Source organism: Cytophaga aurantiaca DSM 3654, from assembly GCF_000379725.1.
Taxonomy (GTDB): Bacteria; Bacteroidota; Bacteroidia; order Cytophagales; family Cytophagaceae; genus Cytophaga; species Cytophaga aurantiaca.
Window position 1 is genome coordinate 139110 of record NZ_KB903662.1, and the last position, 23677, is coordinate 162786.

General features: G+C 38.1%; 23 protein-coding genes. 13 read left to right on the plus strand and 10 right to left on the minus strand.

Going from position 1 to position 23677, the window contains the following annotated elements; genetic code table 11:
* Positions 1–1104, plus strand: a 1104-nt coding sequence (locus A3EE_RS21995) for a choice-of-anchor D domain-containing protein (RefSeq protein ID WP_018344290.1), incomplete at its 5' end; no start/stop codon positions are given.
* A 239-nt stretch (positions 1105–1343) separates the two neighbouring features.
* Positions 1344–4217, plus strand: coding sequence for a glycoside hydrolase family 9 protein (locus A3EE_RS21495; protein WP_018344291.1), 2874 nt, complete (start codon positions 1344–1346; stop codon positions 4215–4217).
* An 83-nt stretch (positions 4218–4300) separates the two neighbouring features.
* Here A3EE_RS21495 and A3EE_RS0115175 read toward each other — a convergent pair whose 3' ends face one another.
* The 7 genes from A3EE_RS0115175 to A3EE_RS21500 form a co-directional block, all read right to left on the minus strand.
* Entirely contained in the window at positions 4301–5329 is a 1029-nt protein-coding gene (locus tag A3EE_RS0115175) for a DUF2931 family protein (RefSeq protein ID WP_033418154.1), read from the minus strand.
* Entirely contained in the window at positions 5329–7407 is a 2079-nt protein-coding gene (locus A3EE_RS0115180) for a PAAR-like protein (RefSeq protein WP_018344293.1), read from the minus strand. Before A3EE_RS0115180 ends, A3EE_RS0115175 begins: the two co-directional genes overlap by 1 nt.
* Positions 7374–8168, minus strand: coding sequence for a hypothetical protein (locus A3EE_RS0115185; RefSeq protein ID WP_018344294.1), 795 nt, complete (start codon positions 8166–8168; stop codon positions 7374–7376). The genes A3EE_RS0115180 and A3EE_RS0115185 overlap by 34 nt, the downstream gene beginning before the upstream one ends.
* A 220-nt stretch (positions 8169–8388) precedes the next feature.
* Positions 8389–8862, minus strand: coding sequence for an OsmC family protein (locus tag A3EE_RS0115190; RefSeq protein ID WP_018344295.1), 474 nt, complete (start codon positions 8860–8862; stop codon positions 8389–8391).
* A gap of 176 nt (positions 8863–9038) precedes the next feature.
* Complete coding sequence (locus A3EE_RS0115195; protein ID WP_018344296.1) at positions 9039–9272, minus strand: hypothetical protein; 234 nt, start codon at positions 9270–9272, stop codon at positions 9039–9041.
* A 14-nt stretch (positions 9273–9286) separates the two neighbouring features.
* Entirely contained in the window at positions 9287–9697 is a 411-nt protein-coding gene (locus A3EE_RS0115200) for an acyl-CoA thioesterase (protein WP_018344297.1), read from the minus strand.
* Between the two features lie 18 nt (positions 9698–9715).
* Positions 9716–10300, minus strand: coding sequence for a hypothetical protein (locus tag A3EE_RS21500; RefSeq protein WP_018344298.1), 585 nt, complete (start codon positions 10298–10300; stop codon positions 9716–9718).
* Between the two features lie 88 nt (positions 10301–10388).
* Between A3EE_RS21500 and A3EE_RS0115210 the strand changes: the two genes are divergently transcribed.
* Positions 10389–11210, plus strand: coding sequence for a hypothetical protein (locus A3EE_RS0115210; protein WP_018344299.1), 822 nt, complete (start codon positions 10389–10391; stop codon positions 11208–11210).
* 180 nt (positions 11211–11390) lie between these two features.
* Here the strand turns inward: A3EE_RS0115210 and A3EE_RS0115215 are convergent, their stop codons facing one another.
* The 3 genes from A3EE_RS0115215 to A3EE_RS0115225 all read right to left on the minus strand — a co-directional run bounded on the left by A3EE_RS0115215 (position 11391) and on the right by A3EE_RS0115225 (position 14867).
* Positions 11391–12638 (minus strand): 3-phosphoshikimate 1-carboxyvinyltransferase, encoded by a 1248-nt coding sequence (locus A3EE_RS0115215; RefSeq protein ID WP_018344300.1) that lies wholly within the window; start codon positions 12636–12638, stop codon positions 11391–11393.
* Complete coding sequence (gene aroB, locus A3EE_RS0115220; protein WP_018344301.1) at positions 12625–13674, minus strand: 3-dehydroquinate synthase; 1050 nt, start codon at positions 13672–13674, stop codon at positions 12625–12627. The genes A3EE_RS0115215 and aroB overlap by 14 nt, the downstream gene beginning before the upstream one ends.
* An 86-nt stretch (positions 13675–13760) precedes the next feature.
* On the minus strand, positions 13761–14867 hold the full coding sequence (locus tag A3EE_RS0115225) for a chorismate mutase (RefSeq protein WP_018344302.1): 1107 nt from the start codon (positions 14865–14867) through the stop codon (positions 13761–13763).
* 60 nt (positions 14868–14927) lie between these two features.
* Between A3EE_RS0115225 and A3EE_RS0115230 the strand changes: the two genes are divergently transcribed.
* From A3EE_RS0115230 to A3EE_RS0115275, 10 genes are all read left to right on the plus strand, one after another.
* Entirely contained in the window at positions 14928–16103 is a 1176-nt protein-coding gene (locus A3EE_RS0115230) for a proline dehydrogenase family protein (protein ID WP_018344303.1), read from the plus strand.
* Between the two features lie 218 nt (positions 16104–16321).
* Positions 16322–17524 (plus strand): SGNH/GDSL hydrolase family protein, encoded by a 1203-nt coding sequence (locus A3EE_RS0115235; protein WP_157447051.1) that lies wholly within the window; start codon positions 16322–16324, stop codon positions 17522–17524.
* 2 nt (positions 17525–17526) lie between these two features.
* A complete protein-coding gene (locus A3EE_RS0115240; protein ID WP_018344306.1) occupies positions 17527–17865 on the plus strand; it encodes a hypothetical protein in 339 nt (112 codons plus the stop codon).
* A 19-nt stretch (positions 17866–17884) separates the two neighbouring features.
* Positions 17885–19228, plus strand: a complete 1344-nt coding sequence (locus A3EE_RS0115245) for an MATE family efflux transporter (RefSeq protein WP_018344307.1) — start codon at positions 17885–17887, stop codon at positions 19226–19228.
* Positions 19229–19430: 202 nt separating this feature from the next.
* On the plus strand, positions 19431–20210 hold the full coding sequence (locus A3EE_RS0115250) for a hypothetical protein (RefSeq protein WP_018344308.1): 780 nt from the start codon (positions 19431–19433) through the stop codon (positions 20208–20210).
* Between the two features lie 161 nt (positions 20211–20371).
* Positions 20372–21139 (plus strand): YHYH protein, encoded by a 768-nt coding sequence (locus A3EE_RS0115255; RefSeq protein WP_018344309.1) that lies wholly within the window; start codon positions 20372–20374, stop codon positions 21137–21139.
* On the plus strand, positions 21140–21736 hold the full coding sequence (locus tag A3EE_RS20825; RefSeq protein WP_018344310.1) for a toxin-antitoxin system YwqK family antitoxin: 597 nt from the start codon (positions 21140–21142) through the stop codon (positions 21734–21736).
* Complete coding sequence (locus A3EE_RS0115265; RefSeq protein ID WP_018344311.1) at positions 21705–22352, plus strand: SCO family protein; 648 nt, start codon at positions 21705–21707, stop codon at positions 22350–22352. Before A3EE_RS20825 ends, A3EE_RS0115265 begins: the two co-directional genes overlap by 32 nt.
* Before the next feature lie 24 nt (positions 22353–22376).
* On the plus strand, positions 22377–22814 hold the full coding sequence (locus tag A3EE_RS0115270) for a hypothetical protein (protein ID WP_157447052.1): 438 nt from the start codon (positions 22377–22379) through the stop codon (positions 22812–22814).
* Between the two features lie 31 nt (positions 22815–22845).
* On the plus strand, positions 22846–23580 hold the full coding sequence (locus A3EE_RS0115275) for a phosphodiester glycosidase family protein (protein WP_026209806.1): 735 nt from the start codon (positions 22846–22848) through the stop codon (positions 23578–23580).
* Positions 23581–23677 lie beyond the last annotated feature (97 nt).

Here is a 23677-nt window from a genome sequence, read left to right on the forward strand (position 1 = left end):
CAATTAACAGCGCCTGCTTCAACTTCGATAGCAGCCGGTGCTTCAACAACGTTCTCTGTAGTATTTGCACCAACAGCAGCCGGTGCGTTTACAGGTACAGTAACAATACCGAACAATGCAACAGGTTCTCCTTTTGTATTGAATCTCTCCGGCACGGGCACTGCTCCTGCAATCGCAGTGAGTCAGGGAGCAACAGCGTATACAAGTAATGGAACAGCGTATGCGTTTCCTGCAACGGTACAAGGAAGTCAAAGTGCATCGGTTGTATTCACGATAAAAAATACAGGCACCGCAACACTTACACTTGGTACTGCAACACTCACTGGTGCGTTCCAATTAACAGCACCTGCTTCAACTTCGATAGCAGCCGGTGCTTCAACAACGTTCTCTGTACTATTTGCACCAACAGCTGCCGGTGCGTTCACAGGTACAGTAACGCTACCGAACAATGCTGTCGGTTCTCCTTTTGTATTGAATCTTTCCGGAACGAGTACTGCTCCAGCAATTGCTGTGAGTCAGGGTGCTACAGCATATACAAGCAGCGGAACAGCGTATGCATTTCCTGCAACTCTACAGGGAGGTCAGAGCACATCGGTTGTATTTACGATAAACAATACGGGTACTTCAACTCTTACCCTTGGTATAGCAGCAATTACTGGTCCGTTCCAATTAACAGCACCTGCTTCAACTTCAATAGCAGCGGGTAGTTCAACAACATTCTCTGTGGTATTTGCACCAACCACTACAGGCACTTTCTCAGGTACAGTAACGCTACCGAATAATGCAGCAGGTTCTCCGTTTGTATTGAATCTTTCCGGAACAGGAACATTAGCAACAGGTACGACCGGTACATTAGATGCATCAGCAATTACCATCAGTCCGAATCCGTCTAACGGAAATGCATTGCTTAAGATGAACGGTATATTTAGTAATGTGTCTATCAATGTATATAATGCTCTGGGCGAACGTGTGGCTGCAGATAAATTGGGCAATGCGAATGATACCTCCTTCCCGATAGTGCTGACAGATGCAGCATCGGGAATGTACATCGTCGAAATTATTACCGATCAGGGAAGCAGCATGAAACGACTGATTAAAGAGTAGAGGTAAATTAAAAATCTTATAAACACAAAAGGAGAGGCTGAATAACTTCTCCTTTTGTGTTTATAAGAAGATTGAGTTTATGATTCGCTGTAGTTTTCGTATCTTTCAGGAATTGTTTGAACAGTCTTTTGCAAACGTTTATATTCAGTTATTTTAATAACATATATTTTATACCCATGTTACATTCCTCTTTATTGTCCACATCAAATCATTGTCGAATATTTTTGATCCGTTGTTTTTTGATACTCTGTATTTCATTCCTGTCTGTACGTGCATACACGCAAACGATCAATTATGATATACGTTTGAATCAGATTGGGTATTATCCGAATTTAGATAAAAAGGTTGCTGTTGTAGGGAATTATACACTGAGTAATTTCTCCGTACAATCACTGGATCATGCAACCACATTTTATACGGGCACATTTGGTACTTCATATATTGCGGACTTTAGTTCGTTTACAACACCAGGTAATTATGTATTGTATGTACCCGGTGTTGGTTACTCTGCTCCATTTAAAATCAATGCAGAAGTATTCAAAGAACTTTCAGCTGCTTCGATGAAAGGATATTATTACAAGCGTGCATCAACAGCTATAACTGCTGCAAATGGCGGTGTGTATGCACGGGCCGCCGGTCATCCGGATACACAGGTGATGATTCATGCATCTGCTGCAAGTGCCGGTAGACCTGCAGGTACAATCGTATCGTCGCCTAAGGGTTGGTACGATGCAGGCGATTACAATTGTTATGTTGTAAATTCGAATATTTCAACCTACACCTTATTAGCAGCATACGAACATTTCTCTTCATACTACGATACGTTAAACTTAAACATTCCGGAAAGCGGCAATGGCATGCCCGATATTCTGAATGAAATTAAATGGAATCTGGATTGGATGTTAACCATGCAGGACCCATATGATGGCCGTGTGTATGATAAAAAGACTACAGCAGCATTCAGTGAATTTATAATGCCGGAAGCAGATCAGGCACAGCGCTATCTGGTTGGGAAATCTGCTGGAGCAACCTATGGTTTTGCAGCGGTAATGGCTGTGGCATATAGAGTGTATCTTCCTTATGATGCAGCTTATGCAAATCAATGTTTAGCAGCTTCAATAAAAGCGTATTCAAGTGGAGCCTCGGGTGGATCTAGCAATCCCTCGGATATATCTACAGGAGTGTATAATAGTCAGTCTAATGAAAGTGCATGGGCTGGAGTAGAATTATATATATCTACAAAAAATGATGCGTATTATGTGACCAACTATCAAAACTTTTGTCAATATGTTCCGAAATGGTATCAGGTAAATACGGTAGGACTGATGTCATTGGTGCATCACAGAAAAAACCTTACAGCAATTGGTTTTGCAGATACCACAACGATAAAAAATAGTTTACTTGCATTTGCGAATCCTGCCCGATCAAGTATGGGGTTGACATCTGTCTTTTCAGGAGAATGGGGCGACAATTCATTTGCTTTGAATGCAGGTATGATGGATATGTGCGCTTATTTAACAACGAAAGATCAAAGATATTTAAATTCAGCTATTTATATATTGGATTTTGTATTGGGTAAAAATGGATCAGGTTATTGTTATGTAACCTCATTTGGAAGTAAAAAAGTAATGCATCCACACGACCGTATTTCAAGTGCCGATGGCATTGCAGATCCTATACCAGGATGGGTTGTAGGAGGCGGTAATTCTTACGTCGACGTTGAAGAACGATATGATCTGAATGAAGTTGCAATTAATTGGAATGCACCGCTGGTGTTTTTAACAGGAGCAGTACAATATGTAAACCGAAATGATATTCATGCAAATATAGAAGTGTCAAATGGTACGACGTCTCTTTCTTCAGATAATACGTATGCAATATCATTAGGCGCTGCTAAGATAAATGAATCCGCGGATGTAGTATTTATCACAGTGAAAAACTCAGGAGGGATTGCATTAACAATTACCTCAATAACTGGAACATCGGGATTTGACGTGGATGCAACGAATGCTTTGGGTTCTCTTGCTCCCGGAGCGAGTGCTGTATTTACAATTCAGGCAACTCCGATTCAGGCAGGATTGAATACCGGAACAATAAAAATTATGTCAAATGATCTTGTGCATCCTGTGTTTACCTTGAATGTAAGTGTGAAGGGAAAAGTAGACGGACAATCTTTATTGGAAGTTTTAAAGGGTACAGATGAATTATCTTCAGATAACGATCCGTTTCTTTTATTGGGATCGGCGAATACAAATGTTTCTGCAGCTCCAGTTACAATTACACTTAGGAATGCAGGTGATGCACCCTTAGTAATTAATTCGATAACAGCTACAACAGGATTTGATGTGAGTGCATTAAGTCCTGTTGGATCTATTGCAGTTGGTTCTTCTTCAACCTTTACCATTACTGCTACTCCGAAGAATGTAGGTAGTAATACCGGAACAATTACTATTCAAACAAATGATCCTGTAAATCAAACATTCCTGTTGAATGTAAACGCGACAGGAATTGGTCCGTTGCTAAAAATTTATCAAAATGGAATACTTTACAATGACGGTTCAGAGTATGTGTTTTCTTCTTCAACAACGATAGGAGCTCAGGATGCAGTTGCATTTACAATCAAGAATGAAGGGACTGCTGTACTTACACTTGATCCGATTCTTTTTCAAGAACCTTTTGAAGGCGTTGGATATATCCCGGCTTCTTTGAATATAAATCAAGAAGCAAGTTTTACACTTGTATTTAAACCTGTAACGCCTGGTTTGAATCAGGGCACAATTAGTTTCTCCGGTAATGCAGACAAAGTGACTGTGTTACATCTTTCCGGTACAGGAGTATTGGCAACAGGCACTGTAGGGAAATTGGCAGCAGACGCTATTCTGATTAGTCCGAATCCAACGAAGCAGGATATTGCCATTAAAATGAATGGCTCGTTTAATAATGTATCGGTAAATGTGTACAATACATTAGGAGAGCAGATCTATTCAACTGCATTAGGAGATGTGAATGATACATCATTTCCGTTATTGCTTGCAGATGCTGCATCGGGAATGTACATCGTTGAGGTCATTACCGATCAGGGGAGCAGCATGAAACGGGTGATCAAAGAATAGATGTACATTTAAATTTATATAATAAAAAAGAGCGGCTTAATTGAGCCGCTTTTTTTATTTTCTGTATTGTTGTGTATTAAATATTAATCACTCGATCTGTTAATCTTTCCTCTGCACTTTAATAGTTCAATCTGTTCAGTAGCATTTTTTAGATAAATAATAAATTTTGTTTTGTCTGCACTTAATTCAAACACAAATTCCACTTCCTGATCCGGATTATTTTTATAAATCTCTTTATAAGCATTAAAGATTTCTTTTTCATCAAAAAAATATTCGCCGGCGAATTTATTTCCTGCTGCATCGTAATATCTAAAAAGAATATCATGCGGAATAGCTCTTTTTAGAAATGCATTTATGCTTAATTTTTCTTTTGTTATATGTTCGAATTCTGCATTGAATTGGATAAGAAACACTTCATGCAAACGTGAGTTTTCTTTTAATTCAATCTTAGGTCTCCAGTTGTATTTTATACGATAGCTATCCCATAAACCAAATTCAACACCTTCTTTTTTGTGTTTCAATGTTTCTGGTCTTCTTTCCAATACACCATTTACATATTTATTTCTATCTTCTTCTCCTTGTGGATTAAAAAACTCCCAGTCCATATCTGTTTTTGTTGCCTGATATCTGCCAATTTCAATTTGTCTTTCAGATGATCTAAGCCAAATAACAATCATTCCTCCAGGTGCAAATCCTAAAACAATAGATCGAAACGATTCCTTAGGATTGTAAGGACTGTTGTTAAATTCTTCTTTAAACAATGCAACTACACTATCATGAGGAAATGCGAACTCGCCTGTGTAAAACTGATTCTCTATAAAAGAGAGGTAAGTGATTTTAAAACGCTCAGGTATAGGTTTGAAATCTTCGCCTACAGCCATGGTCATACCATCTGCGCCCCAGCCTTCTTCTAAAATTCCGCCGTTGGGAATACTAACCCAGGTATTGCCGTTATAAAAATCTCCGCTGTATATTTCTACGGGATATCCTTTAGGCGCACCTACACCTGGCAGCCATTCAAATTTTTCTGTTTCCATTGTTGTTGTCTGACATGAAGTAATGGTTATTTGTAAAAAGATAAATAACCCTGTTAATGCAATAGTTTTTTTCATTATCCTGGATAGTTGACTCTTCTTCGTTTTCCTGATTGTATGCTTGGGTCCATTCCAATGCCATCGTAATTGGCCGACCAGTGTAAATACTTATTCCGTAATTCCACTAACATGTAATGATCCTCAATTCGCTGTTTTAAAACCGGATGATCGTTAAACTCTTCGGCATTCATTGGCATACGTATAGTTGGTTGTATTCTAGGTGATACGGATGTAGAATATCCTTGAGAACCAGAGCGCATCGGAGTAGTATCAAATGTTTTTGGTTTAAAATCCGGTCGTGCTACTTTTATTTGTCTATCCAATTCATCACGTGTGTAAAACTCCAAAGCAGTAGCACTATTTAGCCTTGTTGAAACCTTGTTTAAAAAATCCCCTTTGATTTCGAATTTCGTTTTAAAGTCTTCTTTAAAACGTAGATAAACAGGTTTTTGGGAAGCATGATTTCGCATAACGTGTAAGGCTATAAAACTATACATATTACTTAAGTTGCGTGTTCCAGACAATTTGCCAACTACATTATGTACTTCCAGTTCGCTGTGTAGGTACCAGCCTTGTTCAATCAATTGTTTTTTTCCTGCTTTGAGTTTATCTTCATCACCAACAACCAATTCATCTACATATTCGGTAGCATTGTCAACATAACAACCACCAATGTCGCTATGCGCACCGGGCAGGTATTTGGTTACTCCTTTGATGCCTGCGCTTTGGATCTGGATCAATGGAAAATTCTCCCGATGTTCATCCGCAGCAACTAGGTGCAGGCTTGATTTAGAAAGGCTCACTGCAGTAAGATGTAAATCTGTAACGTCGTTTGATTTATTTGTACCATGCGATGAAACGGTGTCAAACAAACCTGCAAAACGGATTTCTAATATCTCAAATTCGATACCGTATTTCTGCATGTATTTTCCTAATGCGCCATTAGCCGGTTCTGCAGCTACTTCATATGATCCCGTTACTCCATAGCCGGTATTGTAATAGCATGTATAAGCTGGTTTGCCAGGTTTATTTATTTCATAGATAAAATTGCGGGCCGCGGCAGCGCCTCGACTAAAACCAAATACATCAATGGTAAGTTTAGGAATTTTTTTCCCCTTTAAATTTATTGAATTGATTTTCTCAGCAGCTTGTTTGCAACCCCTCTCTACCTTAGCAAGAATCCCTGTTTTACCTTCGCCCAATGCAGCACCAGGAAATATATCGTCTGATTTATAATCAAGTGTACCAATACCTTCAACATATACAGAGCCTCGTCTGTTTGTAGCATGTGTTGTGTCTTCTTCGTAATACTTAAATAAGCGGGCAACATTGGATAAATCATTTTCATAGCTGTCATTGGTCTTATTGCTGCTTGCTTCGTAGTAGCTCGCCTTCGTTGCATCATAAGGCCAGACCTTATCGTTATATGGCTTGTGCCGCATTTTCTTGTCGTATTCCAAACGGGCTTCGGTATTGTTTTTATTATTACCTGTTCCATCAAAAAATACGCTGATCGCAATGGATACTTTTTCTTCTATATCTTCTTCTACTTGAGTAGGAAGATCGTATGCAAAATTATTCCGTTGTCCGCTATCGGTTATTTTAATATCTACACCACCATACAAGCATTTGATAGTACTTTTATATAATAATGGAGATTCATTTTGTATTTTAAGACTACCCGTATTTTGCCATTTATCTAACTGTATTACCGAAGCACATGCCGAAGAGGAATTGAAGCTTTTAGAACAGGTGCCAGCAAAAAGTAAATTTGGTTTGCCTTTATCTTTCACTGTTGCTGCCAGTTTGCCTTGTATGCTTGGTGTATCATATGTTACCTTTAATAATCCTTGTTGATTGCTACATAATTTGCACTGCAATTTTGCGCCATCTACAACAAGCTTTTGTTTTTGATCTGATTTACGTGCCTCTTTTTTTGCTTCAACTTTTTTTGCTTGTTCTGCTACAATTGCTTTTTCTTCAGATAAAGCATCGGGCCCAGCGGGAGCATATGCATTACCAACCGGTTTTGTTTTCGTATCTGAGAACATCAAAAGGGAAACTATTGAAGAAAGGATTTTTTCAAACCAACCCATTTTGCTGAATAGTTAAAAGTTGAAAATTCTGTTTTGATTTCTTTGGAACAAATATCAAGCTGTCCGTCTAAATACACGCAGCTACCTCTGTAGTACATGTATTCATCTGTTGTTGATCCTGTGATTTGAAATGTTACAAGCTGTTGCGTTTTTGTTTTAGTTACTTCAATATTTATTTGTTCTTCAACGTTCATGTTTGAAAGTTCTTCGCCATATGCCACATTAAAAGAATGTATTGGTTCATCTAAATTGGAATTTTTGTACCCATTAAAGTACAATCCATAATTGGACGGCAGCGATAAGTACTTAACGACGCTTTCATGATTTTGCATCAATACATCCATTTCATAAACAAGCATGAGATACGATGCGTCATCATAATCCTGTAGAATTTCAGTACGAAGACTCTTCCATACTTCTTGCAAATAACCAAAATTATGAATCTGAATAAGCGTTTCTGTTTTGTTTGTACTTACAACCAATAAATCAAACACTTCTAAAATGAGTAGTTGTAATCTCATTGAAGGATCCGGCTGGCGTATATGTGAAAAATCGGCTTCAAGACAGGTGAAACAGTATTTGTGTCTCCCTGCAACTTCTCCAAGGGAAATTATTTCAACGGTTTTTTGAAAAGTAGTTGAAGTAGGTTTGCCTTTTTTATCAATTTTTTCTTTCGTATTCGTAAAAATAATCGTTTGTGCATTGCCAAACGGTAAAGATTGTATGTGTGTTTTTTCCTGAATTACTGGCTGGAGAATCATGAATTTTGTTAATCTAAAAAAGCAATGAAAAATAATTCTTGTAAAGAAGTTGATCAAACCTCAATAGTGCAAGATAAGATGAATGAAATAAAAACGAATTACTTGAATGCAATAAAAAACTTTAATCGACTGAATATTAACTTATGTTAACAAAACCGAATGTTGTAACAACGAATGCATTTTACTTAGCGCATTCTTAAAACATAATACTTAAAACGTATTACCCATTACTTGTACAGCTCGGTTGATGCTTCACTTCAAAATTGCAGGAGTTTGCAATGAAACACATTTTATTTGCTTCGTGATGTAAGGCATTTGCTTTGTCGATCTGTGTTGTATCTGTAATCAGTACTGCAGGGTGTAACGTTACTTCTGTGAACTTTCCGCTCCCGTTATAAGACTCTTCCATAATACCGACGGGATTATCTTCGTAGGATAAAACGTTTATGCCGGCTGTTGTACATAAGTGTAAATACCACAACATATGGCAGGAAGAAAGAGCAGATAAAAATAAATCTTCCGGATTGTGTTTTGTTTTATCACCTCTGAATGCAGGATCAGACGTAGCTTGTATGTCTGCTTTGTTTTGTATTGAAATAATATGACTGCGTTCATACGTTTTATAATCTGCAGTACCTGTTCCTGTATTGCCCGTCCAGGTGATTTTTGATTTGTATGTGTGAAGGGTAGACATAGAATATATTTTATGTTCTAAGAAGTATGTAACTATTGAGATTATTGGTTGTTGGTGGTCCGCGTTACCCTTTGTTTTCTATACTATTATTCGTACTGGCGGAAACACCAACAACAGCGAGGAAAAATTTCACGTCTAGAAGCTAGCACCTAGAAACTCGAAACTAAGTTTACTTACTACTTAATTGCAGCATATCGATTACTCAAGTACTGAATGATCTCTTCATCCCATTTGGTGCGATGCGAAAAGTATTTTATTAAGCGGTCGTACGCGGCTATCTTCTTTGCTTTTGTTTCCGCTTCTTCATTGATGATAAACAGATCTCCGAGCAAGGGAGCTTTGTCTTTTACATCTCGGTCTTTTTTGATCTCGTCGAAGAGAATATCGTATAGGTCGTCTTGTTGTGGCATGGTATAGTTAATAATTATAAACCGATTGCTTTAAGCCATTCGGGAGTGGGTAATACAAGTTTGCGTTCTTTTACACTAAACAATGCTACAGTAAATTCAGCAATGCAGCATTCCTCGACGTTGCGAAGCATCTTCTGTTCGATCTTTCCTATTTTTCCTTCATAAGAAATCATACGCGATTCAATAACGATCTCCTGGCGCAGACGAAGTTCTTTTAAGAATTTAATATTGATCTCCAGAATGGTTGGACCTAGTCCTGTTTCACGGATATAAGATAATCCATAACCATTTTGTGTGATCAGCTCCCAACGTGCTTCTTCAAACAAGGTTAAATACGTAGCATTGTTTACATGCCCGAATGTATCCAGATGTTGTTCGCGAATGGTAAGCGCGTAGTTGAAGATAACTGCGTTGTCTATGTTCATAATAATAAATGATTGAGATTACTTCCAGTTTATTTTGATCATTTCACGTTCTTCCGGTTCATGGGCGTTTGGGTCAGAAAGATTTATGAAAACAAAATATAATGGCTTCGTTATTTTTTCGATTAAAATAGGCTCTTGTTTATCTATAATATAAACCTGTTTAATTGTTCGTGTACATACTAAACTATCTCTGGATTTAATAATTGTATTAAAGCGATGTTCTTTATCCGTATCATAAAACCAATAGGACGGAGCTTCATCACTGATCATAACTTCATTGTCTTTATTAAAAAGACCTTCTGCCATTCCTGTATTTTGGTAGCATGGAAGCTTCGATAAGGCTTCTTTCTTTAACGCTTTTTCATACGTTATTTTATTAAAGGATGAACTGACTAGAACACCATCGGGTTTCTTGAGTACGAAGACAATGTTAAATGTTTTTTTATCCAGTGTAACTTCATTATTTGTTATTGTCTGTCGGATTCCATTCTGTTCAATATAAAATTTGAGCGGAACTTGTTTTTCAGTTGCGCGCTGATCAGAGAAAATTGCGCTGCTAAATAAAAGCGTACAGGCGAAAATAGGCAGAAGAATGATTTTCATAAAATTACAGATATTGTATAATATTAGTATAAATCGATGTTACTTCAAAAGATATTTAGGTATATAGCATATAGAAAATATAGAAATTATGCGCCGGATTATTCTTTTATTCGTATTCGTTCTTTCAGCAGCATTTGCATTAAAAGCAGAACGTATTATTGTTCGGGAAAGGTATACAATTACAATTCCTTATGATACCGTTTTTGCTTCAGAAGCGTATGATTTATATGTAAAAATCAAATCAAAAGATTCTGTAAAAATTTATTTTGATAAGTTAGATACCTATACTTCTACCTATCAGAGAGAAGAACCACCAATGAATAATGGTGTAACGTATTTCAAAACAAGAACGAAAGGGGATATGTATTCGAGTAATAATCATACAGAGTATATAAAAATTCAGATTTCATTTTCTGACACAATGTTCATAGAAAATATGGAATGTTATGTTAAAGAGTTTAACATGAGAAAATTCGGAATTCAAAATGTTATTGACTCGCTGCATAGATTTACTTCTACAGATCCAAGATTTAATTCTTTAGGTGATTTGAATGCATCTAGGGGTCACAATAAAAAATACGGAAGAATTTCGGATTATATAAGCGATAAGTTTCATTTGAGGGATAGTCTTGGTCAGCTTTCTATTGCTTTAATTGTTGATCCGGAAGGGCGGGTAGTTACCATTGAAGTAATTACCAATACCTATAAGGCTGTTGATATAGCTGAATTAAATGCGGCTATAAAAGCGTATCGTTTTAGCAAGAAGCATCCACAAAGTCCCTTTCAAAGAAACGTTTATGTAAAGGATAAAAATAATGTAGAGTTTAGTATGTATTTTAAAACAGTTCAGCTTATACGTGGTAAAGCGCTCCGCGGTCAATCCTTTGTGGGATATAATGACTGGTTATAATTTTGTATAAACTTTATGATCTAAAATAAAAATGCTCCTTACATTTCTGCGAGGAGCATTTCGTAGAGACGCAATTTATTGCGTCTGGAATGAATTCAATGATTATTCAAGACGTAATAAATTGCGTCTGAATATGGGATCAATTATAAGACGCAATAAATTGCGTCTCTACCGTTAGAATTAGAATACAAATCCTACCTTTTTCAAATCTTCCCAATACAACGGATACGATTTATTGACTACAGATGGTTCTTCGATTGTTACTTTACCTAATAAAGCAAGCGGCGCGAACGCCATTGCCATGCGGTGATCTTCGTAGGTATGTACCGATTGTCCGTCTACCTTAAATGTTCCCGGAACAACTTTGTATGTAATGTCTTTTTCGATCTCGATCATGTCTGCACCAAACTTGCGTAGCTCATTTTGGATTGCAGCAATACGATCTGTTTCTTTGATACGTAAGCTTTGTAAACCGCTTAATGTTCCTTCCACGCCTTTGGCAGCAAGGATTACAGCAACCGTTTGTGCCAAGTCCGGACAGTCGGTAAAATCCCAAACAAGATTTCCTTTAACAGGCTGCTTGGTTAATTTTAACCCGTCTGAAGTGAATTCAGTTTTTACACCCAATTGGTCCATGATGTCAACGATCACGTGATCACCCTGAAGTGACTCTTTTACGTAGCCTTTTAATTCAATTGTAGCTTCTTTTGCAAGCGCTGCAATGCTGAACCAGTAGCTTGAACCAGACCAATCCGATTCAACGGTATACTGTGCAGGTTTATATGTCTGATGTGAAATTTTAATAATGTTGTCTTTCCATTCCGATGTTACACCGAAGCGTTCCATCAAACGTAACGTCATTTCAATATAAGGCTTCGAACCTACGTGCCCTAACAATTCGATCGTTAAACCTTTAGGCAGCACAGGCGCAATCATCAACAACGCGGTGATGTATTGAGAACTCACATCCCCTTTGATCTTGATGTAATCTGTTTTTGCTAATTCGGGTTTGAATGGATGAATCAAGATAGGAGGGTAGCCGTCTTTTTCTTTGTATTCAATCACTGCACCCAATTCACGCAAGGCATCAACCAATAATTTAATCGGACGTTCTTTCATGCGTGGTGAACCTGTCATTTCACGAGGCTTACCGTTGAATGAACTGAAGGCTGTTAAGAAACGCATTGTTGTACCGGCATCCAATACATCCCAAACCGGATTGCTATCAGAGTCTAGTAAACGGATCATCGTTTGTGTATCGCGCGCGTTGGATAAATTATCTAACTGAGATTTTCTTCCGGTAAGTGCATCAATTACCAACACACGATTGCTCTCGCTTTTAGAAGCAGGAGGTGTGATGGTATGATTAATAATACCCGAGGTATGTGTCAGATGAAATGCTTGTGCAGTTGTATCAGAGGCTTGCATAATAGTGTAAAGATGCGGTGATCTCTTCTTTGGTTAAGGATATATTGAAATTTGCTGTGCCAACTTTTTCTAATAAAGAAAATTGTATGGCACCGCTTTCGTTTTTCTTGTCTTGTAATGTAAGCGGAACAATCAGATCGATCTCTGTAAACAAGATGTGTGTATGTCCGTAAATCGAAAGAATATAATTTTCGATTTCTTTGTGTTCTGCTTCAGTAATAAATCCTTTTTGTACAGACAACCAGGATTCGCAGATCATACCGGCAGCAATGGCTTCGCCGTGTAGCAGACGTTTGTGTGGAATAAATAAGAAATGACTTTCGATGGCATGTCCTACGGTATGTCCGAAGTTTAATATTTTTCGAAGACCTTTTTCTAACGGATCTTCAATGGTAATTTTTTCTTTGATCGCTACAGAATGTTTTGCCAAGGCCATCCAATCTAATTGTGTCAGATCGGTTACCGTTTTTATTTCATTCCATTTTGCTTTATCAGCAATCAGACAATGTTTGATGATCTCTGCATAACCCGAACGCAATTCTTTTTCATCAAGCGTATTCAAAAACGTTGGATCAATAATTACTGCAAGGGGTACATTAAATACACCAATGTGATTTTTGAAAACGTTTTCGTGTGCATCGGTAAAGTCGATCCCCAGCTTGCCGCCAACACTTGCATCAACTTGCGATAATAAGGTTGTAGGGATTTGTATGAAATCGATTCCTCTTTTATACGTAGACGCACAGAAGCCACCCATGTCACCAATTACACCACCGCCAAGATTTACAAGCAATGCTTTGCGATCCAGCGCAAGCTCAGTCATCTGTGACCATATTGCAGAGCACGTCTCTAATGTTTTTTCTTTTTCACCGCTGTTAATCTCAATGATATGCTCTGTTGAGAATAGGTCAGCGATAAGCGGAAGGCAATGTTTTTTTGTATTCTCGTCCACCAACACACACACCGTTGAGTACTTTCCAAGGAAAGGCTGCAGCGTTTGTTTTGTATTGGTTGTAAAAAGTATTTCAGAAGCCATATTCAGCAGTCGCTTTAAAATCCAAACCCCCAACGTATAGCTGAGGGTTTGGGTATTGTATGATTGTGAATGTATTAAGAATCAAATTATGCTTTTGATTCAACCGCTTTCATAATTTCTGTTTGTCTGCGGATAGATTCTTCGTGAACCAATTTGAATACGTCAACAACGAATTCTTCATTGATACCTAATTTCTTCGCTAACTCAGAACGGTTTTTCATAATATCATCCCAACGTTTCACTTGAAGTGTAGTAACGTTGTTGTCTCTTTTGTATTCGCCGATCTTCTCAACAACAGCCATACGTGTAGCAAGTGTTTCCACTAATTCACGGTCAATGTTGTCAATTTTCTCACGCAACTCTTCTAAGTGATCGTTGAAGTCAACATTTGTTGTAGACTGCGTACGGATCTTAAGATCGTTTAAGATTTCGCCTAAACGTTCAGGAGTTACTTGTTGGTCTGCATCAGACCATGCTTTGTCCGGATCGATGTGTGTTTCAATCATCAAACCATCAAAACCAAGATCCATTGCTTTTTGAGATATTTCAAATATCAAATCTCTCTTACCACCGATGTGACTTGGATCACAGATGATTGGAATTTGAGGAGCGATACGTTTTAATTCAATTGGAATAGACCAGGTAGGTACGTTACGGAACTTAGATTTATCGATCGTAGAGAAACCACGGTGGATAGCAGCAAGATCACGAACACCTGCGCGATAGAAACGCTCAAATGCACCGATCCATAAGCCAAGCTCAGGGTGCGTAGGGTTTTTAATTAATACAGCTTTGTCTTTAACGCCTTGCATAGCATCTGCCATCTCTTGAATAGCAAATGGACTCACTGTTGTACGAGCACCTACCCATAGAACGTCAACGCCATATTTCAACGCTAGTTCAATGTGTTCCGGGTTCGCAACTTCAGTACCGATCTGGATACCTAGTTCTTTTTTAACTTCTGCCAACCATTTCAAACCTTCTTCTCCTGATCCTTCAAAAGCGTTTGGTCTTGTTCTTGGTTTCCAGATACCGGCACGTAATACATCAACTTTACCTAAGTCTTTTAAAAGCTTAGCTGTTGACATCAACTGCTCAGGTGTTTCGGCGCTACAAGGGCCTGCGATGATCAAAGGCTTGTGGTTAGTTTTTGCCCAAGATTCAATCGGATTTACGTTTAATTCTACTTTCATATTCTACGCTTTTATCATCTTCCTAACAAAAACAGATTGCTTTCCGTTCTATATTGTAAGATGAAAACCTTACACTCTATTAATTTCAGCGATACTGCTATCGCATTTGCTTCAAAATCAACGAAAGAATTGAAACACATGAGGTTTCTTTTCCGCACAATGGCTTGGAGCAAGATGACAAATATAAGTGTTTCTTTCCTAAAATTCGCATTAAAGTACCATTTTCCCATCAAAAATATTGTCCGAAAAACGCTCTTTAACCAGTTTTGCGGAGGCGAAACCTATTGGGAATGTGGTACAACGATGGATAAGCTTCATGAAAAAGGCATTTTTTCGATACCGGATTACAGCGTGGAAGGCAAGGAAGATGAAGTATCTTTTAATCAGACAGTCAAAGAGTTACTGAAAGGAATTGAACTGGCAGCTGGCTTGCCGATGGTGTCTTTTTCGGTCTTTAAAATGACCGGAATTGCACGTTTTGCCTTGCTTGAAAAGATCCAGCGCGGCGATGAACTTTCTTCTGAAGAGAAGAAAGAATTTGGTCGCGTGAAAGAGCGTGTAACCCGTTTGTGTTTTGAAGCCGAAACGCACAATGTTCGCCTTATGGTAGATGCAGAAGAAACGTGGATACAGACTGCAATCGATGAGTTGTGTATTGAATTTATGAAACGTTTTAATACACAGAAACCGATTCTTTTTTTTACGATTCAATTGTATCGCAAAGATGGTTTGGAACGCTTGAAGAAGATGTATGCAGATGCGCAGCGCGATGGCTATTTCACAGGCTTTAAACTGGTGCGCGGTGCCTATATGGAAAAAGAACGAGAGCGTGCAAAGACATTAAATTATCCATCGCCGATTCATGATACAAAAGAAAATACCGATGCGATGTACAACGAAGCCGTATCGTTTTGTTTGCACGAAGACATTGCAACTTGCGTCGCTACACACAATCAGTTCAGTATTGAAAAAGCCGTTCGCGAAATGGATCCGAAAGACATGCAGATCTCGGGCTTTGCACAGCTATATGGGATGGGCGATTTCTTAAGCTACAACCTGGCACATGCAGGTTATAAAGTTTCGAAGTATTTACCCTACGGACCGCTGCGTGAAGTAATGCCGTATCTGTTCCGAAGAGCAGAAGAAAATAAATCCATCACGGGTGAAACAACACGTGAGTTATCTTTTATTGAGAAGGAATTGAAACGCAGGAAAGCTGCGTTAAATTCCAAATGACTGGTATGAAATTCCAAATAATAAAAAACAAATCTCAAACGGATAGAATAGCTTTCTTATCTTGGGGCGATGCCCCAAGTTTAAATATGTCAGGCTTACAGCCTGAACATTCGACATGAAACGAATAAGCCTGTAAGGCTTTAATAAACTAGCTTGGGGTATCGCCCCAACACTGGACAGGTTAACTATACTGACCACGATTTTAAGTATATTTGAATATGAAATCCGTTTATTACTTTTTATCAATACCGGTCATCGTACTGTTATGTACTGCTATGGCTTATCGATACTGCTCTTCGGAGGAGAAAAAATTTATAATGTTTTCAGGAAGAAATCATTATGTGTATGGAAGATATGAATACAAAGACGATTATGTTTCGTTTTCAAACTCAGGGTCGAGTATCACATTTGGTACCAGCACACCGGATGTTTCAGTTCTTATTGAAAGCCTGTCAGAACCCACAAATCCAAATCTAAACTGGTTATTAGTTCTTGTTAATGATTCGTGCCATACAAAATTCTCTTTAAAGCCCGGCAAACATTCATATGCGCTGGATCTGCCGTCTACCAAATCAAATACGTGGACGATTACTTTGGTTAAAATTACTGAAAGCCATATTGGACGAGTTAATTGCTATGGATTTGAAATACCGGAAAAGGAAAGTGGCATGGAATTTCGTCCGATGGTTACTTATTGGGGGAAAGAGTATTATGATAAAAATACGATTATTCAGTTTATAGGTAATTCAATTACGTGTGGGTATGGGAACATGCTTTCTATTGCACCACCGCCTAATGGAACCCCACTTACCGGATTTCATTCTGAAAATGAAAATGCATACATGTCTTATGCCATGCAAACTGCGCGAAACCTGAGGGCAATTCCCATGCTTGTATCATTTTCAGGAAAAGGAATGTATCGAAATTTTGATAGCGATACGAATGAAACCATGCCTAAGATCTATGATCGTATTCACTTGCAAGACAGTGTAAGTGCAATTTGGGAAGGCGATCCGGTAAGAGAAACAGCTACCAGTTTAATTGTTATTAATCTGGGAACGAATGATTATTTTGGTGAATCAAGGAACGAACATTTAAATGATGCTGTTTTCGTTAAGACATACATAAAATTTGTATCCAAGATTATAAATTTGTATCCGGATTCGAAGATTATTTGTGTCAATGGTCCGATGTTAAATAATAATTTTCCGGCAGGGAAAAAGTGCTGGACGAGGATTCAGGCAAGCATAATAAAAGTGCAGGAACACTTTTATGCAATGGGAGACAAGCGAGTCTATACGTTTTTCTTTACACCTCAATCCGCTCCGTATGGAGAAGATTATCACCCTTCTTTGGCAACACATACAAAAATGGCCGAAGAACTTACTACCTTTATAAGAACCGTAGTTTATAAAAAATAACCGTGAGAAAAGAAATTAATATTGCTGTCATCGGATTGATCATTGCATCGATCCTTATTCAAATGTTTAGCCTTGGTAATTTTTATATATACAGAACCTTGTTGGGTTTGTACTCGCTTACCTGTTTGTATTTGCTGTATGCATTTTATATTGAAGGTAAAAAGAAAAGCGGAAGCGGTATGCTTAATTCGCTTTCTCTGATCTTTACCTGTCTGGTTATTTGTATACAGATCATGTCTATAACCGTAGACTTATCAGGTGTTGAATATGTACTGCTTTCAGTAGCCTTTACAGGTATCTCACTTTCCTTGTTGTTCATGAACGACTTGCTGAAAGATTAATTTTAGAACAGATACCTGCGTGCTGAATAAAAAACACATTAAAGAAACATTGGTTTTAGCTGGTCCCGTTGCATTAAGTCAATTGGGACATATCTCTGTGGGCGTAGTCGATACGCTTATGGCCGGACAGATCGATAAAGATGCCCTGGCTGCAGCGACGGTTGCATTGAGTGCCTTTTATCCGATCTTCATGCTGTACATGGGTTTTAGCTATGGCTTTACACCACTTATTTCACAGGCAGATGGAGAGGGAGACGAATTAAAAATTGCTCGTATCTTAAAACATGCATTGGTGTTAAATATCGTAGTCGGTTTATTTTTGACCGCAATTTTATGTTCCTGTATTTATGCCATTCCATATCTCAAACAGCCTGCACACATTGTACAGCCTGCCATTGAATTCTTTGCGATCATTGCCTTATCACTTGTTCCGGTTATTATTTTTCAGGTATTCAAACAATTCATCGAAGGACTTGGCAATACCAGACAAGCAATGGTGGTGAGTATTCTGGGGAATGTTGTGAATATTATACTCATCCTGGTATTGGTGTATGGCTGGTATGGTCTGCCAAAATTGGGATTGAATGGTATTGCCTATGCAACGCTTATTGCTCGTGTATTTATGGCAGTAACGATGTTGTTATTCTTTTTATTTAATAAAGATTATGCGCACTACCGCAGTGCATACAAACAAATAAAGATTGAATGGGAACAGCTTGTTGAAGTATTTAAGAAAAGTTATCCTGTTGGTTTGCAGATGTCGTTTGAAGCCGGAGCGTTCAGCCTGGCTGCTATTTTTGTCGGCACCTTTGGTACGGCACAAATTTCTGCGCATCAGATCGCATTGAATCTTGCTTCGGTAACGTATATGATCGCGACAGGTATTGCCGCAGCTGCAACGGTACGTGTAGGTTTTGAATACGGAAGAAAAGAAAAAACAGAACTGCAGCTTGCCGGAAGAACGGCTATTATTTTGGCGGTTGCTTTTATGAGTACAACGGCAGTGATGTTTGCCTTGCTGCATAAAGTCTTACCTTCGTTTTACACCGGTGATCTGGAAGTGATCCACATCGCAGGTTTGCTGTTGTGGATGGTTGCCTTCTTCCAATTATCGGATGGTGTGCAGGTGGTGAGCATGGGTTCGCTGCGCGGTATGGGGGATGTGGTGATTCCGTCAAGCGTTGCTTTTACAGCGTATTGGGTATTGGGTTTGCCGTTGGGTTGGTTTTTAGCATTTGTTGTCGGCTGGGAAGTTTACGGTATCTGGGTTGGCTTAACGGTCGGACTAGTATTCGCTTCGATAGTGCTGTTGGTACGTTTTTTAAGAAAATCGAAGAGTGTTGTTTTTGAGGAAGAAGCGTAGGGCCTAAAGCTGAATGCTTAAAGTTTTTTCGTAGGATATAGTTCGTGTAAGTGACAGTTAATATTGCATAGTCGTTGGACCACTTTTTTCAGTGGTCCAACGACTTGTTGAATAAAGAATAACATTCAAAAAAAATAATTATCATAATTATCATAATTCATAATTCATAATTCATAACTCATAACTCATAATTTTAAAACGTATGTCATACAGATCCTCCGGTTCTCTTCCTGCATTAGTTGCGATCAGCGTTATACTGATCGGTGTATATGTTGTTTTAACCATGCTGCAGATTCCTGCCGGCACCATGATCGATTGGATCACAGGTATCGTTGCTTTCTGGTGGCTTACGGGTATTACCACCTTGCCATGGAACATGTATTTTACGGCAAAAGATTTACTGGACGATGCAGAAATTTCTCAGAAGAAAGGCATTACCGTTGATCAGGAAGATATAAGCTATGCACAAAAGAAAGCAAAACTGTTTTTGCGTATTGCAATAGCATTGCATGTTGTATCTGCGGCAGCATTGTATCTACTTGCCTTTTTCGGGATCAGCTCCATCGGTTATTTTGCTGCAATCATTGCGGTTGTATTAACCTTCGTTCGTCCTTCTTATCGTTTGTATGATTACATCATTGCACGTTTGCAAAACATGCAGCGTAAAATTTTGTATCCGAGAGAAGATGTACAGGAATTGCGCACTGATATTCTAGTAGAGAAAAAACGTATAGACGAACTTGTTGCCTTGCTGAATCTGAAAGAAGAAGATTCATGGGCGGCTCAAACGATACGTGAATTAAGAAAAACAACGGCACAAAGTAAAAAACTTGAACAGGATCTGGAACAATTAATCGTTGCAAACGATAAAGCGCATGCAGATCTTTCTACCAAAACACAACAGGAAATTTCAAAATTATCGGAAGATGCACAATTCCTGAATCAGGCAAGAGAGGTGATTAAATTCTTTAAGAATGCTTGAGTGTGAGAAGCTATTGTTTCTGAAATACAATAATGTGTAAATAACTCCGAATCAAAAAGTGATTTTTGTTAGCATGTGAAATATTTATAAACAGCACATCCAACAAATTCCCCTTTCGGCCGTTGTATGTTAAAGTTCTGAACCATTAAAACCCCTCTGAAATGATTCACCTTAAAAAACATGTATCGATTGCAGCTGTGATTGCTCTTAGCAGCAGCATTTTCTTTTCCTGCAAGAAAGACGATACAACACCTGCCGGTTCGAATACTTCCGTTCCGGCTATATATACTAAAATATATGGTGCAACCAGTATTACCAATGATGGCACGTATATCACCATTAAAACACAAGGGCTGCCGGATCATAAAAGTGTGTATTATCCAACAACCAATGCCTTGTATGAAAGCTATTCAGGTACCACATTTGGTGGCAATACATTTGCAAAGAATCCAAATACCATTTCAACTCAAAGTTTAACATTTAAAATCCCTGTAAATCCAACTGTGGCATCAACCCATGCAGCAACAGCTCTGGGGCCTATAGGTGTGGCTTTAAACGGTGTTCCATTATACAACCAATATGCCGGTCCGAATAACCAGGCATTGACGGGAGAAGTTGCAAGTTTTGATAAATATTACGGTCACCCACAGATGACAGGACAATACCATTACCATGTTGAACCTTTGTATTTAACTACTGTTGTCTCAACGAAGTCGGGCTTGATGGGTTTTTTACTGGATGGTTTTCCGGTATACGGTCCTGAAGAATCCGGAACGACTCTTGTAAGCAGTGATCTGGATGCATATCATGGACACACACATGCTACAGCAGATTATCCTTCCGGCATCTATCATTATCATTTCACAGCGGATGCTCCCTACATGAATGGCAATGGGTATTACGGAACTGCAGGAACGGTTACACAATAAATGCGGATTCCTGTACTGATATCTCTTAGCCTGTTATTGCTCGGATGTGACGTTTCGTCGGTTCATGATGAAGCTTGCGAAGAACGTGATATTCCTGTTGTTTATACTTTATACAATGAGGGAGATGATATCTTTCATGGAGATACATTGTATCATCAGAATAAAAAATATTCAGGGTATCTTTATGCACTGTATCCATCGACTTCTGATACGGCCGCACTCATTGCTTATTACAATGGCTTGCAATCGGGTATATCAAAAAAATGGTATTCTGCTAAAAAGCTTATGGAAGTACGGTATTATTGTGCGGGTCAAAAAAATGGTAAGCAGATCTCTTATTGGGAAAACGGAAATAAGCGATTCGAATTTACTGCGGTGAATGATGCTTATGAAGGTAAAATGGAAGAGTGGGATGTAAACGGACACTTATTTCATCTTGCTCATTTTGTAAACGGACAGGAAGAAGGCGAACAGAAATTGTGGTACGACAATGGCAAGATCCGCGCGAATTATGTGGTTAGAAAAGGTAAAAGATATGGTTTGCTGGGAACAAAAAATTGTACAAATGTTTCGGATAGTATCTTTACTGTTAAGTAGCAGTGTTCTTTTTTCCTGTATACAAAAGCAGGAAGAAGTTCTGAAGCTGCCGTATTATAATACGGCAGACTTTACTCCATTATTTATGTCTGAAGAGGAAGCGGCTCAGAAAATAACTCATACCATTTCTGATTTTCGTTTTTTGAATCAGGATAGTGTATGGATTTCCAATACATCCATTGAAGGGAAAATACATGCAGCCAATTTTATATTCACCCGCTGTGGAAGTATTTGTCCGGTTATGACAAATAATTTTAAATTTGTCGCAAATGAATTTAACCACGATTCAACGGTTGCATTGCTTTCCTATTCTGTAACACCGTGGATTGATGAACCACATGTATTAAAAAAATATAGAAGGGATAATAGTATTCAGAATCCAAATTGGCATTTTCTGACAGGCGATAAAGCTGCAATATACACGCTTGCCCGTACCTCGTATTTTGCTGAAGAAGATATAGGTTTCAGCAAAGACAGCAATCAGTTTTTACATACCGAACACGTGATATTGGTTGATAAGAATAAACGAATCCGTGGCGTATACAATGGTACACTTGAGCTTGAGATGCAACAACTGATGGATGATATCAATGCATTAAAGCGGGAAGAAGATTAATAGTTGGTTCCAGAAAATATGAATGTGAAAAAGTTATTTGCAATAGGAGTGCTGATTAGTTTTATCGTCGGACTTGTTTTAGTAAAAGCATTGCCGGTTTATAAAATGGGAATCTTTCTGAGTACACAAACGCATCAGGTAGTTGATACTATTTTTTTATATGCAACGATTGTGTATTATGCTTCTATACTTTGGGTTTACATGCACCATAGATTTTGGATTAAATTAATGGTGATTCCGCTGATTTTGTTCCTTTCCTATTTCTTTGGCATGATGCTTAATTACTGGGTGTTTAAACCGGTTGTAATATCCATACCTGCATTGTATGCAGTAATTGATCATTGGGAGTATAATATGGATTGGTTTAGAGCATTTAGTATTGCTATAATGACGATCATTATTTATTATATAGAACAATATTTTTTTTACTGGGTGCGTTCAGGTAGCAAGACACAATCGTAATTAGAAATAAGTGATTTTGTATATTCAACACATGGGGTTCAAAAGAAAGTTATTTTGTAGTGTCGCTTCGATCTTATTGTTAATGGGATTGGCTGCATTTACAATTCAATTAAACGCAGACGACGACACGATTATCTCCTACACGGTTGACCCTGCCAAACAAGACATACAACTGTATTGGAAGAATGATCAGGGGCAAACTCTTAAAAGCATTCAGAATTTAAAAACATTTGTTGAAAGTAAGAATAGCAAATTGATATTTGCTGCAAATGCCGGAATGTATAAAGAAGATAATACACCTCTGGGACTTTTTATTCAGAATGGAAAAATACTTGCGCCTTTAAATACGAAGAATGCCAGCGGAAATTTTTATTTAAAACCCAATGGCGTATTTTATATTACCACAGATAAGAAAGCAGTTGTTTGTGAAACGGATAATTTTTCAAATACCGGTAATGTAAAATTTGCAACGCAGTCAGGGCCTATGTTGCTTTTAGATGGGCACATTCATTCTGCTTTTGTAAAAGGATCAAACAATCTAAATATTCGCAACGGTGTTGGCATTCTTCCGAATGGGAATATTGTTTTTGCGATGACTAAAACTCAAATTAATTTCTATGATTTTGCTTCCTACTTTCAACGCTTGGGTTGTAAAAATGCCTTGTATCTGGATGGCTTTGTATCACGCACCTATTTACCTGAAAAACATTGGATGCAGACCGATGGAAATTTTGGGGTGATGGTTGGAGTGACAGAAAAAAAGTAACAGACTTCTGATTTTTAAATAGACCAATTGCATCTTATTAATATAGTGTTATCAGTCAGTTGCAATTTTAAGTACTTTGGACGATATTTAATAAAGG